Origin of the sequence: Aureimonas psammosilenae (assembly GCF_009176975.1) — a bacterium.
GTDB lineage: Bacteria > Pseudomonadota > Alphaproteobacteria > Rhizobiales > Rhizobiaceae > Plantimonas > Plantimonas psammosilenae.
Genome location: NZ_WEZG01000001.1, coordinates 175,394 through 188,655 on the forward strand (window position 1 = coordinate 175,394; position 13,262 = coordinate 188,655).

11 protein-coding genes are annotated in these 13,262 nt (G+C 67.6%); 8 read left to right on the forward strand and 3 right to left on the reverse strand.

All coding sequences use genetic code 11. From position 1 onward, the window contains the following. Positions 1 to 74 precede the first annotated feature (74 nt). On the reverse strand, positions 75 to 374 hold the full coding sequence (groES, locus tag F9929_RS00860) for a co-chaperone GroES (RefSeq protein WP_152044636.1): 300 nt from the start codon (positions 372 to 374) through the stop codon (positions 75 to 77). 389 nt (positions 375 to 763) lie between these two features. On the opposite strand from groES, the gene F9929_RS00865 reads away from it, so the two are divergent. Next, entirely contained in the window at positions 764 to 1,603 is an 840-nt protein-coding gene (locus tag F9929_RS00865; protein ID WP_152044637.1) for a TIGR01459 family HAD-type hydrolase, read from the forward strand. Further along, the gene (locus F9929_RS00870) at positions 1,600 to 2,583 is read left to right on the forward strand and encodes a bifunctional riboflavin kinase/FAD synthetase (RefSeq protein WP_152044638.1); all 984 of its coding nucleotides are present in this window, start codon (positions 1,600 to 1,602) and stop codon (positions 2,581 to 2,583) included. Before F9929_RS00865 ends, F9929_RS00870 begins: the two co-directional genes overlap by 4 nt. Here F9929_RS00870 and F9929_RS00875 read toward each other — a convergent pair. After that, positions 2,580 to 3,197, reverse strand: a complete 618-nt coding sequence (locus F9929_RS00875) for a uracil-DNA glycosylase family protein (RefSeq protein ID WP_235918918.1) — start codon at positions 3,195 to 3,197, stop codon at positions 2,580 to 2,582. The genes F9929_RS00870 and F9929_RS00875 overlap by 4 nt on opposite strands. Positions 3,198 to 3,399: 202 nt before the next feature. On the opposite strand from F9929_RS00875, the gene ileS reads away from it, so the two are divergent. Together ileS and F9929_RS00885 are read left to right on the forward strand one after the other, a co-directional pair. Beyond that, positions 3,400 to 6,432: an isoleucine--tRNA ligase gene (gene ileS, locus F9929_RS00880; RefSeq protein WP_152044640.1), complete on the forward strand. Its 3,033-nt coding sequence runs from the start codon at positions 3,400 to 3,402 to the stop codon at positions 6,430 to 6,432. Between the two features lie 190 nt (positions 6,433 to 6,622). After that, entirely contained in the window at positions 6,623 to 7,315 is a 693-nt protein-coding gene (locus F9929_RS00885; RefSeq protein WP_152044641.1) for a hypothetical protein, read from the forward strand. Between the two features lie 4 nt (positions 7,316 to 7,319). On the opposite strand, the gene F9929_RS00890 is transcribed toward F9929_RS00885, so the two are convergent. Continuing rightward, positions 7,320 to 7,751: a nucleoside deaminase gene (locus F9929_RS00890; RefSeq protein ID WP_152044642.1), complete on the reverse strand. Its 432-nt coding sequence runs from the start codon at positions 7,749 to 7,751 to the stop codon at positions 7,320 to 7,322. Between the two features lie 92 nt (positions 7,752 to 7,843). Between F9929_RS00890 and F9929_RS00895 the strand changes: the two genes are divergently transcribed. The 4 genes from F9929_RS00895 (at position 7,844) to F9929_RS00910 (ending at position 13,261) form a co-directional block, all read left to right on the forward strand. Further along, the gene (locus F9929_RS00895; RefSeq protein ID WP_152044643.1) at positions 7,844 to 9,808 is read left to right on the forward strand and encodes a pseudouridine synthase; all 1,965 of its coding nucleotides are present in this window, start codon (positions 7,844 to 7,846) and stop codon (positions 9,806 to 9,808) included. Between the two features lie 3 nt (positions 9,809 to 9,811). Then, positions 9,812 to 10,387 (forward strand): 16S rRNA (guanine(966)-N(2))-methyltransferase RsmD, encoded by a 576-nt coding sequence (rsmD, locus tag F9929_RS00900; RefSeq protein ID WP_152044644.1) that lies wholly within the window; start codon positions 9,812 to 9,814, stop codon positions 10,385 to 10,387. A gap of 84 nt (positions 10,388 to 10,471) precedes the next feature. Next, on the forward strand, positions 10,472 to 11,905 hold the full coding sequence (locus F9929_RS00905) for a M16 family metallopeptidase (protein ID WP_152044645.1): 1,434 nt from the start codon (positions 10,472 to 10,474) through the stop codon (positions 11,903 to 11,905). A 24-nt stretch (positions 11,906 to 11,929) separates the two neighbouring features. Next, a complete protein-coding gene (locus tag F9929_RS00910) occupies positions 11,930 to 13,261 on the forward strand; it encodes a M16 family metallopeptidase (RefSeq protein WP_235918920.1) in 1,332 nt (443 codons plus the stop codon). The last annotated feature ends 1 nt before the right edge of the window (position 13,262 follow it).

Here is a 13,262-nt window from a genome sequence, read left to right on the forward strand (position 1 = left end):
CCCTAAAACCGAAAGGGCCGCGTCGTTCATGAGTTGAATGGATGGGGTCGGGCGGAAGAACGTGGCTTGGCCGATCAGGCCGAGATCACGCCCATGATGTCGGATTCCTTCATGATCAGGAGATCCTCGCCGTTCACCTTGACCTCGGTGCCGGACCACTTGCCGAAGAGCACGCGGTCGCCGGCCTTCACGTCGAGCGCCTGCACGGCGCCCTTGTCGTCACGGGCGCCGGGGCCGACGGCGACGACTTCGCCTTCCTGCGGCTTTTCCTTGGCGGTGTCCGGGATGATGATTCCGCCGGCGGTCTTCTGCTCGGACTCGACGCGACGCACGACGACGCGGTCGTGCAGCGGACGGAAGTTCAGCGTGGCCATCGTCAGTTCCCTTGAGGTGTTTGAGCGGGACCGGACACTCCTAAGAGACCCGGCCGGATAATTTGGCACTCATCGATGACGAGTGCTAACGGTCGGGCAGATAGGCAATGGGGAGGGAAACTGTCAAGGAGTGCTTGTGGACGGTGCCGGCGAATTTTTCATGACAGCTCGGCCCGTCGCGTCCCTCACATGATGTCGGGTTCCCTCGATTGCAACGGCGGAGACGCTGCGCTCCCCGGCGCCTTGCCCGAATGGTAAAGGCTGGAAAACAGCCGCGACGCTGCGAATGCTTGACGGGTGAGGGCGCGGCTTCTATCGGCCGGCGGAACGTCTTCCGCGCGATCGGTCACGATCGCGCAATGCTACGGCGCGAACAACGGCGAGAGTCGATGAACGAAACCCGATCCATCGATACGCTGGCGGCGGTGGCCGGCGGCTACAAGGCGATCTTCTGCGATGTCTGGGGCGTCGTCCATAACGGCGTCGCCAAGCATCTGGCGGCCGAAGGCGCGCTGCGTCAGGCGCGCGGCATGGGCGTCACCGTGGTTCTCCTCACCAACTCGCCGCGCCCGAGCGAGGGTGTTCGCGCCCAGCTCGATACGCTCGGCTTCTCGCCCGACGCCTATGACGCGATCGTCACCTCCGGCGACGTGACGCGCGGGCTGATCGCACGGGCCGGCGGCAATCTCTTCCATATCGGGCCGGAGCGCGACCTCGACCTTTTCGCCGGCATCGACGCCCATTTCGTCGGCGAGGAGGACGCGGCGACGGTGGTCGCGACGGGACTTTTCCGCGACGAGGAGGAAACGCCGGCCGATTATGCCGAACTCCTCGGCCGGTTGCGGGCGCGCGATCTGCCGATGATCTGCGCCAATCCCGACATCGTGGTTCATCGCGGCGAGAAGCTGATCTTCTGCGCCGGCTCGGTGGCCAAGGAATACGAGGCGATGGGCGGGCGCGTTTCCATGGCCGGCAAGCCGTTCTCGCCGATCTACGCTCATGCGGCGGGGATCGCCGGCATTGCCGACCCTTCCGAGGTGTTGGCGATCGGCGATGGTCTCAACACCGATATCCGGGGCGCCAACGCCTACGGCGCCGACGCGCTTCTCGTCATGGAAGGCATCCACCGCGACGAACTCGGCGGTTCCGAAGTGGAGGGCGAGGTGCTGACCGCCAACCTGTCCGAACGCGGCCTGTCGGCGCGGTATTTCATGCCGCGCCTCGCATGACCGCCGAGCCGATCCGCCGCTTCGGTCCGGCAGCGAGCGTCGCGCCCCATTATCGCGGCGGCGTGGTGGCGATCGGCAATTTCGACGGTATCCATCGCGGCCATCAGGCGGTGCTGGAAGCCGCAAAGGCGCTTGCGGCCGAAAAGCGGGTGCCGGCCCTTTGCCTGACCTTCGAGCCGCATCCACGCAGCGTTTTCCAGCCCGACCGCCCCGTGCCGCGCCTCACCCCGCCGCCGGTGAAGGCGAGGCTTCTCGAAGCGCTCGGCTTCGACGCCGTGGTGGAGCATCCCTTCGACCGCGCCTTCGCCTCGCTTTCGGCCGAGGACTTCGTGCAGGAGATTCTGGTCGACTGCCTCGGCGCGACGCATGTCGTGGTGGGCTTCGACTTCCAGTATGGCGCGCGGCGCGGCGGGAACGCGCAAACCTTGCATGCGGAAGGCGCGCGGCACGGCTTCGGCGTGACGGCGATCGAGGCCTTCGCGGACGAAGGCGGCGGGCCGGTCTCGTCGAGCCGCATCCGCGAGGATCTCGGGCGCGGCGACGTGGCCGCGGCGGCGGCGCTTCTTGGTTATCGCTGGATGGTGGAGGCGACCGTCATCGGCGGCCAGAAGCTCGGGCGCCAGCTCGGCTATCCCACCGCCAACATGGCGCTTCCCGAAAATGGCCTTCTCGCCCACGGCATCTATGCCGTGCGCTTTCGCCGGCCCGGCGGCGACCTTCTCGACGGCGTGGCGAGCTACGGCCGGCGGCCGACCTTCGACAACGGCGCGGCTTTGTTCGAGACCTATCTCTTCGACTTCGTGGGCGATCTCTATGGCGAGACCTGCGACGTGTCGGTCTTCGCGCGGCTGCGCGGCGAGGAGAAGTTCGACGGCGTGGAAGCCCTGATCCGCCAGATGGACAAGGACGCCGCTGAAGCGCGCGCCTTTCTGAGCGGTGCCGCCCCCTTGTCGCCGCTCGACCGGCTGATCGCCTTCTAGCGTCTCGAAGCTTCCCCGGCTCGTCGCAGGACCTCGACGATGCCGGGCGCGATCGCGGGATCGGTGACCACGAAGACCGGGCTCGGATGGGGCATCTCGAAGATGGCGAGGTCCGGCCGCAGGGTCTCGATCTCGCCCCGGCAGCCTCGCGCGAAGCGTCCTGACAGGACCACGGCGCGAAGCGCGGGCAGGAGCGCCAAGAGCGGCGCCAGCCATCGCCGCCCGGCCGCCGCCTCGAGCTTCGTCGGCGCGCGGTTCTTGGCCCCTTCGGCATGGATCACGAAGGGCACGGCGTTCCAGATCACGAGATCGTCGCGGCCGATATCCGCTTCGGACAGGAAGCGGCGGAGATTCCGGCCCGTTCCCGTCGCGTTGTCCTGCGACACGAAGCGCGCCGGCCCCGCTTGCGTGCCGGGCGTTTCCAGAAGAAGCAGAAGCCGCGCGTCCTGTCCGCCACTGAGCGGGTCGAAGAAGGGTGCCGCCCCGTGCTCGGCCGCGATGCGGCCGGCGAGGGCGTTGAGCTTCGCGACATGCGGCGCGTCGACCGCGCGGATGCGCTCGGCAAGAACCGCCGGATCGTCCAGAAGAGCGGTCTTGCGGCCCGATTTCGTCACGGCGCTTTCCTTGATCGCTTCGACTTGATAGAGGCGCGTTCCATGACTTGTCCTCGCTCGATCCATGCGGCCTCGCGAATTAGCGGCCCGGTCTTCTGAACGGCCGGACGCCGTTCGAGGGCCGGGATACCTTCGCCCGTCCTTTTGCTGACACCGTGCCGCCGATGCCCTCCCGTCGCGGCCGACAGGCTGACCCAAGATCATGAGCGACAACCAGAACAAGACCAACGCGGCGGCCACGGATTATTCCAAGACGCTGTTTCTGCCCCAGACCGATTTCCCGATGCGCGCCGGGCTTCCCCAGAAGGAGCCCGAATGGCTGAAGCGCTGGGACGACATGAAGCTCTACGACCAGCTTCGCGACGCCTCCAAGGGCCGGCCGCGTTACGTCCTCCACGACGGTCCCCCCTATGCCAACGGCCATCTCCATATCGGCCACGCCCTCAACAAGGTGCTGAAAGACGTCATCAACCGCTCGTTCCAGATGCGCGGCTATGATGCCAATTACGTGCCCGGCTGGGACTGCCACGGCCTGCCGATCGAGTGGAAGATCGAGGAGGAGAACTACCGCTCCAAGGGCAAGCCGAAGCCGGACCTGAAGGATTCGGCCGCCATGGTCGCGTTCCGCCGCGAATGTCGCGCCTATGCCGAGCATTGGGTGGGCGTGCAGTCGGCCGAGTTCCGGCGTCTCGGCGTCGAGGGCGATTTCGGGAACCCCTATCTCACCATGGCCTATGACGCCGAGTCGGTGATCGCCGGCGAACTCATCAAGTTCGCCATGAGCGGCCAGCTTTATCGCGGCTCCAAGCCCGTGATGTGGTCGGTGGTGGAAAAGACCGCGCTCGCCGAAGCGGAGGTCGAATACGACGACTACGAGTCCGACACGGTCTGGGTGAAGTTTCCGGTGCGCGCCGAGACCGTGACCCAGAACGCCTTCCACGGCACCGGCACCTTCCATGCGAAGGCCGGCGCCAACGAGAGCGGCGCGCTGGACGGCGCGAGCGTGGTGATCTGGACGACGACGCCCTGGACGATGCCGGGCAACCGCGCGATCGCTTATTCCGACCGCGTGCCCTACGGCCTTTACGAGGTGACCGCGCCGGACGACGCGGACAATCCGCGCTGGGCCAAATTCGGCGAGAAGCTCGTTCTCGCCGATGCGCTGGCGGCCGACGTCTTCGCCAAGGCGCGCGTGCCGGACGGCGGCTTCCGCCGGCTCGGCGACGTGGCGGTCGCGGATCTGGCGAATCTCGTCTGCGATCATCCGCTGAAAACGCTCGGCTACCCCTTCGCCGTGCCGCTTCTCGCCGGCGAACACGTCACCGACGATGCCGGCACGGGCTTCGTTCACACCGCGCCGAGCCATGGCCGTGAGGACTTCGACGTCTGGACCGACCATCGGCGCGAACTGAGCGAGCGGGGCATCGACACCGCGATCCCGTTCCCGGTGGACGACGACGGTTTCTATACCAAGGACGCGCCTGGCTTCGGGCCGGACGCGGAAGGGGGCGCGGCGCGCGTTCTGGACGACAAGGGCAAGAAGGGCGACGCCAACAACCGTGTCATCGCGGCCTTGATCTCCGCCGGCAATCTTCTGGCGCGCGGGCGGTTGAAGCATTCCTATCCGCATTCCTGGCGCTCCAAGAAGCCGGTGATCTACCGCAACACGCCGCAATGGTTCGTCCAAATGGACAAGGATCTGTCGGCCAAGGGCGACACCCTTCGCACGCGGGCCATGCGCGCGATTGCCGACACGCGCTTCGTGCCGGCGGCGGGCCGCAACCGCATCGGCGGCATGATCGCCGACCGGCCGGACTGGGTGCTGTCGCGCCAGCGCGCATGGGGCGTGCCGATCGCCGTTTTCGCCGACGAGAACGGCGAGGTGCTGAAGGACGAGGGCGTGAACGAGCGCATCCTCGCCGCTTTCGCGGCCGAGGGGGCGGACGCCTGGTTTGCGGAAGGGGCCAAGGAACGGTTCCTGGGTAACGAGCACGATGCCGCCAAGTGGCACCAGGTGCGCGACATCCTCGACGTCTGGTTCGATTCAGGCTCAACCCACGCCTTCTGCCTGGAAAAGCGGCCCGACCTCAAATGGCCGGCGGACCTTTATCTGGAAGGCTCCGACCAGCATCGCGGCTGGTTCCATTCCTCGCTTCTGGAAGCCTGCGGCACGCGCGGCCGCGCGCCCTACGACGCGGTGCTGACGCACGGCTTCGTCATGGACGAGGAAGGCCGCAAGATGTCGAAGTCGCTCGGCAACGTCGTGACGCCGCAGCAGGTGATCGAGCAGTCGGGCGCCGATATCCTGCGCCTTTGGGTCGTGTCGTCGGACTATTCGGAGGACCTGCGCCTCGGCAAGACGATCCTTCAGACCAACATCGATTCCTATCGCAAGCTCCGCAACACGCTGCGCTGGATGCTCGGCACGCTCGCTCACGACACCGGCGAAACGGTGCCGGTGGCCGAAATGCCGGAACTCGAGCGCCTGATGCTCCACCGGCTCGCCGAACTCGGCCGGCTGGTCGAGAAGGCCTACGACGAGTTCGACTTCAAGCGCATTTCCCGCGCGCTTCTCGACTTCGCCGTGGTGGAGCTTTCGGCCTTTTATTTCGACATCCGCAAGGACGCGCTCTACTGCGACGCGCCGTCCTCCAGGCGTCGTCTGGCGAGCATTCAGGTGGTGCGCGAGCTTTTCGACCATCTCGTCACGTGGCTCGCGCCCATGCTGCCCTTCACGGCGGAGGAAGCTTGGCTGGAGCGGCACAAGAACAGCCGTTCGGTGCATTTCGAGGCGATGCGGAAGCCCGATCCTTCCTGGGAGGATGCCAGCCTCGCGGCCAAGTGGCAGCGCATCCGGCAGGTGCGCCGCGTCGTCACCGGCGCACTGGAAGAAGAGCGGCGCGAGAAGCGCATCGGCTCCTCGCTGGAGGCCGCGCCGGTGCTGTTCATCGAGGACGCCGAGCTTCGTGCGCTCGTCCAAAGCGTCGACTTCTCCGAGATCGCGATCACCAGCGGCCTTGACCTCAGCGCCGGGGCGGCGCCGGACGGGGCCTTCCGCCTGCCCGACGCGCCCGGCATCGCCGTCGTGCCCGAACGCGCCAAGGGCATGAAATGCGCCCGCTCCTGGCGGATCACCGACGATGTCGGCTCCGATCCGGAGTTCCCCGATGTGTCGGCGCGCGACGCCGAAGCCCTGCGCGAGCTTCGCGCGGCCGGGCGCTTGGCGGCGGCCTGACGGAACGAAAAAGAACCGGGGAGGGAGTGTTGCTTGTGCAACAGTTCCCTCCTTTCTTGCCTGGCAGATGACGATCCGTTAAGAAACGCCCGGAATTCGACAGATTCGGATGGGATCGCCGACCTTCATGCGGTCGACGCCGGGTCTGTCGGGCCGCAGGGATTGACCGGCATTGGGGGCCGTTTTCCGTATGAGCCTTTCGAAAATGCGCGGGGTTTCCGCGCTCGCACTCGTTCTGGCGGCCGCCTCGCTGTCCGGCTGTCTCGGACCGACCTACGGCACGGGCAAGTCGGCGGGCGCGCAGCTTTTCGACGATCTCGACGGCATGCTGGCCATGGGTCCGAAGAACAAGGACGAGATCGATTATTCGCCGCGCGCCGAACTGGTGCGGCCAAAGGACAAGAACGTCCTGCCGGCCCCGCAGGACACGGTGAGCGCCGCCAACGCCCCGAACTGGCCGGAATCGCCCGAACAGCGCCGGGCGCGCATCCGCGCCAATGCCGACAGGCTCAACAAGGGCGACGGGCCGCTCGGCCCGGAAGTGCTGATGGCGGAAAAGGAAGGCGTCACCGACGAGGAGCGCGCCCGCAACACCGTCGGCAGCTACGGGCAGAACAACAACGGCCGAGGCGACATGGGCCGGGTGCTGACGCCGGACGAGCTGAATGCCGGGCGCGAGCAGTTCAAGAAGCGGCTCGCCGAATCGCGGCAGGGCAGCGCGGCCTCGCGCAAGTACCTGTCCGAGCCGCCGCTGGCCTATCGCCAGCCCTCCGCCTCCGCTCCGGTGGGCGATCCGGGCGTGGACGAGGACGTCAAGCAGCGTCGTCTCGACGGCAACGACAAGACGCTGTTGCAGAAGCTCAAAGGTCTGAACCCGTTCTGACCGTTCAGCCGCGCCGCTCGGCGAAGAAGCGGCGCAGGATGTCCCCGGCTTCGCGTTCCGCGATGTCGGGATAGACTTCCGGCGCATGGTGGCACGTGGGTTGCGCGTAGAACCGGGCCCCGTGCGAAACGCCGCCGCCCTTCGGGTCAGGCGCGCCGTAGTAAAGCCGCCGGATGCGCGCGAAGCTGATCGCCGCCGCGCACATGGCGCAGGGCTCCAGCGTCACGTAGAGATCGGCGCCGTTCAAGCGCTCCTGCCCGAGGCTGGCGCAGGTCTGCCTGATCGCCAGCATTTCCGCATGGGCCGTCGGGTCGCTCATTTCGCGCGTGCGGTTGCCGGCGCGTCCGACGACCTCCCCGTCCAGAACCACCACGGCGCCGACCGGCACCTCGCCGCGCGCCGCCGCGCTCCGCGCTTCATGGAGCGCGAGTTCCATATATCCGCTGCTTAAGCGTCTTGACGTCACGGGTTCTCTCGCCGGTTCGCGTGCGACCTGATAAGCAGCGCCCCATCTGAAGGCAAAGTTTCATGAACGATAAACGCGACGGCGACGACAAGAAGCGCGGACGAGGGTTTGCGACGGGCGAACGGGGCAGGGGACCGAAGGGGCCTCCGCGCTCCGGCGAGGGCCGCCCACGCGGCGACAAGCCCTTCCGCCCCCGGCCCGAGCGCGCGGGCGGCGAGAGCGCCGAGCGCACTGACCGTCCGAAGCGCGCTTTCGGCGGCGCGGACGGCGAGAAGCGCCCGCCAAGGGCGGATGGCGAAGGGCGCGGCCCCCGTCCCGCCGGGCCTCGGCGCGAGGGCGGCGGCTTTGCCAAGCGCGAAGGCGGCGGTTTCGGCAAGCGCGAGGAGGGCGGCTTCAAGAAGCGCGAAGGCGGTTTCGAGAAGCGTGACGGTAAGCCTTTCGAGAAGCGCGAAGGCGCGAGCTTCGACAAGCCGCGCAGCGATCGGCCCCGGCGCGAGGGAGGCGCGGAGGACGCCGCCTCCGGCATGCGCATCGCCAAGCGGCTGGCGCGCGCCGGCATCGCGTCGCGCCGCGACGCCGAGGCGATGATCGCCGACGGGCGCGTGCGCCTCAACGGCCAGCTCGTGGAAACGCCGGCCATCGTGGTGAAGGCGAGCGACCGCATCGAGATCGACGGCCAGCCCTTGCCGGCGACCGAGCGCACGCGTTTGTGGCTGTTCCACAAGCCGGCCGGGCTCGTCACCACCAACCGCGACCCGGAAGGCCGCCCGACCGTGTTCGAGCGTCTGCCCGAAGACCTGCCGCGCGTGATGACGGTCGGCCGGCTCGACATCAACACCGAAGGGCTGCTGCTCCTCACCAACGACGGCGGGCTCGCCCGCACGCTGGAGCTGCCCGAAACCGGCTGGCTGCGTCGCTATCGCGTGCGCGCCTATGGGACGATCACGCAAAAGGCGCTGGACGAGCTGAAGCACGGCATTGCGGTGGACGGCGTGTTCTATGGGGCGATCGAGGCGACGCTCGATTCGCAGACCGGCCACAATGTCTGGATGACGCTCGGCCTTCGCGAAGGCAAGAACCGCGAGGTGAAGCGCGTTCTTGGGCATCTCGGCCTCGAAGTGAACCGCCTGATCCGCTTGTCCTTCGGGCCGTTCCAACTCGGCGACCTGCCGGAAGGCGCGGTGCGCGAGATCAAGGGCCGCACCCTGCGCGACCAGCTCGGCGAGCGGCTGATCGAGGATTCGGGCGCCGACTTCGACGCGCCGATCGTCAACACCTTCACCAACGACGTGGTGGAAGCGGGCGCCAAGGGCCGGACCGAGAATGCCGCCGAGACGGTTGAGCGCCGCGAACGGACCCCGGCACCGAAGAACGAATGGGTGACCTCGCGCGGCGAGGCCAAGAAGCCGAGCCGCAAAAGCTTCGGCGACGCGAAGAGCTTCGGCGACGCCAAGCGCGAATCGGCTTTGGCGCGTCTCGACACCAAGCCGCGCTTCGAAGGGCGCGGGCGCGACGGCGCGAAAGCGGAGGGCTCGTTCCGCGACAAGCCGCGCCGCGAGGACGGCAAATCCTTCGGTGGCGGTGACAAGCCGTTCCGCCCCAAGCGCGGCGAGGAAGGCGGCGGCGACGAGCGCCCGGCGCGCCCCAAAGCGCCGACCGGGCGGCGCAGCGCCAATGTCTGGATCGCGCCGGGTGGGCGTCCCTTGAGCGAACGGCAGGCCGCCGAGCAGGTGGAGCGCAAAGAGCGTAAGGAGCGCATGGATCGGGCCGGCGGCGACAAGCCGCTGCGCTCGCGCGGCTTCCGCGACGCTCCCGGCGGGGCGGCGCGCCCTGACGGCGACAAGCCCCGCCGCTCGGCGGGCTTCCGCTCGCAATCGGCCGGCAAGTCCTTCGGCGAAGGCGGCGAAAAGCGCGGTGGCCCGAAGGAGGGCGGCTTCGGGGGCAAGGGCGGCGGGGATCGCCCGCGTGGGCGCCCGAGCGGCGGCGGCGGTGCCGGCGGGCCGAAGCGTCCGCCGCGCGGGGAATAAGGTTTGCGCATCGTCGGTGGCCGGTTTCGCGGCCGAAACATCGAAAGCCCGAAAACGGACGCGATCCGGCCGACCACCGACCGGGCGCGCGAAACGCTCTTCAACGTGATCGAGCACGCCTATGGCGACGCGCTCGCCGATGCGCGCATCCTCGACCTGTTTTCCGGCACCGGCGCGCTCGGGCTGGAGGCCCTGTCGCGCGGTGCGCGCTTTTGCCTCTTCGTGGAGGAAGGCGTCGAAGGGCGCGGCCTCCTTCGCGCCAATGTCGAGAATTTCGGGCTGACCGGCGCGACCAAGATCTTCCGGCGCGATGCCACCAAGCTCGGGCCCGCCGCGCCGCAGGAGCCCTTCAGCCTCGTTTTCGCCGACCCGCCCTACAACCGCAATCTCGGCAGCCTCGCGCTTCGGAGCGCCCGCGACGGCGGTTGGCTGCAGGACAACGCGCTTTGCGTGGTGGAGGAAGCGGTCGGTGCGCCCTTCGAAGCACCTCGCGGCTTCGAATGCGTCGAGGAACGGCGGATCGGGGACACGCTTTTCCGCTTCCTTCGTTTTCGTGAGGGCGAGACGGGCCAATCCTAACAAAAACGTAAATTGCGCCTTTGGTGGCGGGGGCCTACTCCCGCGCCATATCCGGGCCGAATACGCGACAAGGACCCCTTCTCGATGCTCCGATCCTCCCGCCTTCTGGGCGCTTCCGTTCTGGTGCTCGGCTTGGGCTTTGCCCCGCTGAGCTACGCGCAGGCGCCGCAAGCCCCGGCAAAGCCCGCTGCAACGGCGGCGGAAAGGATGGCCGAGGCCGAGGCCAAGCGCCCGAAGGTCGAGAGCTTCGCCCTGTCCAACGGCCTGCAGGTCGTGGTCCTTCCCGACCACCGCGCGCCGATCGTGACGCAGATGATCTGGTACAAGGCGGGCGCGGCCGACGAGGTGGCGGGCACGTCCGGCATCGCCCACTTCCTTGAACACCTGATGTTCAAGGGCACCAAGAACCACAAGACCGGCGAGTTCTCGGCCGCCGTGTCGGATATCGGCGGCGAGGAGAACGCCTTCACCTCCTCCGACTACACCGCTTACTACCAGCAGGTGCCGGCCGAGGCGCTGGGGCGGATGATGGAATTCGAGTCCGACCGGATGGAGAACCTCATTCTCTCCGACGAGGCCGTGCTGCCGGAGCGCGACGTCATTCTGGAAGAGCGCCGGATGCGCGTCGAGAACGACCCGTCCTCCAAGCTCGGCGAAGCGCTCGACGCCACCCTCTACCAGAACAGCCATTACGGCATCCCGGTGATCGGCTGGCGGCACGAGATGGAGAAGCTGTCGCGCGAGGACGCGATCGCCTGGTACGACCGCTATTACACGCCCAACAACGCCACCTTGGTGATCGCCGGCGACGTCACGGTGGAACAGGTGCGCGAGCTTGCCGAAAAGACCTTCGGCCAGGTGAAGCGCCGCGCCGAGCCGGGCGACCGCGCCGCCCTTCGCGCCACCGAGCCCGAACCGCTCGCCGCGCGCACCGTGACGCTGCGCGACCCGCGCGTGACGCAGCCTTCCATGCAGCGCACCTATCTCGCTCCGTCCGACAACACGGCAGCGCCCGGCGAAGCCGAAGCGCTCGACATCCTCGCCGATGCGCTCGGCGGCGGCACCACGAGCCGTCTCTACCGCGCGCTCGTCGTGGAACAGGGCATCTCTGCCGGAACCGGCGCTTTCTATCAGAGCGGCCGGTTGAAGGAAGGCGAGTTCGGCGTCTATGGCACGCCGCGCGGAGAGGCCGACCTGCCGAAGGTGGAAGCGGCGATCGATGCCGAGATCGCGCGGATCGTGAAGGACGGCATCACCCCTGAAGAACTGGAGCGTGCCAAGAACCGCGTGCGCAAGGCCACGATCTACGAGCGCGACAACCAGACGGCGCTCGGCCGTCGCTATGGCGCAGCGCTTTCCATCGGCCGCAGCATCGCCGACGTCGATTCCTATCCCGACCGGATCGAGAAGGTGACGGTGGATCAGGTGAACGCCGCCGCCCGCAAGTATCTCGACCCGAAGCGCTCCGTCACCGGCTATCTCCTGCCGGACGCCGCACCCGCAGAATCGCGTTCCTGAGCCATGAAGGACGAAGCAAACTCCGTGACCGCGCTATTCCGCTCCGCTCCGCGCTTCGCCGCCGCCCTCGGCCTGACGCTTCTTTCATCCTTCGCCGCTTTTGGGACGGCGCAGGCGGTGGAAATCAAGGAGATCACCAGCCCCGGCGGCATCAAGGCCTACCTGGTCGAGGACTACACGAACCCGCTCGTCGCGGTGAACTTCGCCTTCAAGGGCGCGGGCGCTTCCGCCGACGCCGAGGGCAAGGAAGGCACGGCGAACCTCCTCACCGGCCTTCTCGACGAGGGCGCCGGCGACATCGAAAGCCGGCAGTTCCAGGAGAAGATCGACGATCTCGGCATCGGCCTCAGCTTCGACGCCTCGTCCGACAACTTCACCGGCTCCTTCCGCACCATCGTCGAGAACGAGGACGAGGCGTTCGATCTGCTTCGCCTCGCCCTCAACAATCCACGCTTCGACAAGGAGCCGCTGGAGCGCATCCGCGGGCAGATTCTCACCGGCATTCTCGCCAACGAGAACGATCCGGGCGAGTTGCTCGGCAAGGCGTGGCGGCAGACGGTGTTCCCCGGCCATCCTTATTCCCGCCCGCCCGAAGGCACGAAGGAAACGCTCGCCGCCGTTTCGCGCGAGGATCTCCAGCGCTTCCGCGACAAGGGCTTTGCCCGTGACAACCTCGTGGTCGGCGTCGTCGGCGCGATCGACGAGGGGGAACTCGGGAAGGAACTCGACCGCGTCTTCGGCGCGCTGCCGGCCAAGGCCGATCTGCCGGTGGTTCCCGACATCGGACCAGCGACCGGTAAGACGGAAGCCGTGGCGCTCGACGTGCCGCAGACGATGATCCGCTTCACGATGCCGGGCGTCGACCGCAAGGACAAGGACTTCTTCGCCGCTTATCTCACCAACCACATCTTCGGCGGCGGCACCTTCACGTCCCGCTTGTTCCAGGAAGTGCGCGAGAAGCGGGGCCTCGCCTATAATGTCGGCTCCTACCTCTCCTCCTACGACCATTCCGCGATCCTGTCGGTTTCCACTGCGACGCGCGCCGACAAAGCGCAGGAAACGATCGGCATCATCAAGACCGAGATGAAGCGGCTGGCCGAACAAGGGCCGTCCGAGGAGGAACTCGCCAAGGCCAAGGCCTTCGTGAAGGGCTCCTACGCCGTGCAGAACCTCGACTCCTCCTCGTCCATCGCCTCGACGCTTGTCGGGCTTCAGCTCGACGATCTCGGCCGCGATTACATCGACGAGCGCCAGAAGCTCATCGACGCGGTGACGCTGGACGATGTGAAGCGGATGGCGAAGACGCTTCTTTCCGTCGAGCCGACCGTCGTCACCGTCGGCCCGAGCGGCGCTTGAG

Excerpts from the sequence above, each read along its gene's own strand:
- ileS (WP_152044640.1), top strand. The coding sequence starts at position 3,400 with ATGAGCGACAACCAGAACAAGACCAACGCGGCGGCCACGGATTATTCC.
- F9929_RS00905 (WP_152044645.1), top strand. The coding sequence starts at position 10,472 with ATGCTCCGATCCTCCCGCCTTCTGGGCGCTTCCGTTCTGGTGCTCGGC.
- F9929_RS00865 (WP_152044637.1), top strand. The coding sequence starts at position 764 with ATGAACGAAACCCGATCCATCGATACGCTGGCGGCGGTGGCCGGCGGC.
- F9929_RS00870 (WP_152044638.1), top strand. The coding sequence starts at position 1,600 with ATGACCGCCGAGCCGATCCGCCGCTTCGGTCCGGCAGCGAGCGTCGCG.
- F9929_RS00890 (WP_152044642.1), bottom strand. The coding sequence starts at position 7,751 with ATGGAACTCGCGCTCCATGAAGCGCGGAGCGCGGCGGCGCGCGGCGAG.
- groES (WP_152044636.1), bottom strand. The coding sequence starts at position 374 with ATGGCCACGCTGAACTTCCGTCCGCTGCACGACCGCGTCGTCGTGCGT.
- F9929_RS00885 (WP_152044641.1), top strand. The coding sequence starts at position 6,623 with ATGAGCCTTTCGAAAATGCGCGGGGTTTCCGCGCTCGCACTCGTTCTG.
- F9929_RS00895 (WP_152044643.1), top strand. The coding sequence starts at position 7,844 with ATGAACGATAAACGCGACGGCGACGACAAGAAGCGCGGACGAGGGTTT.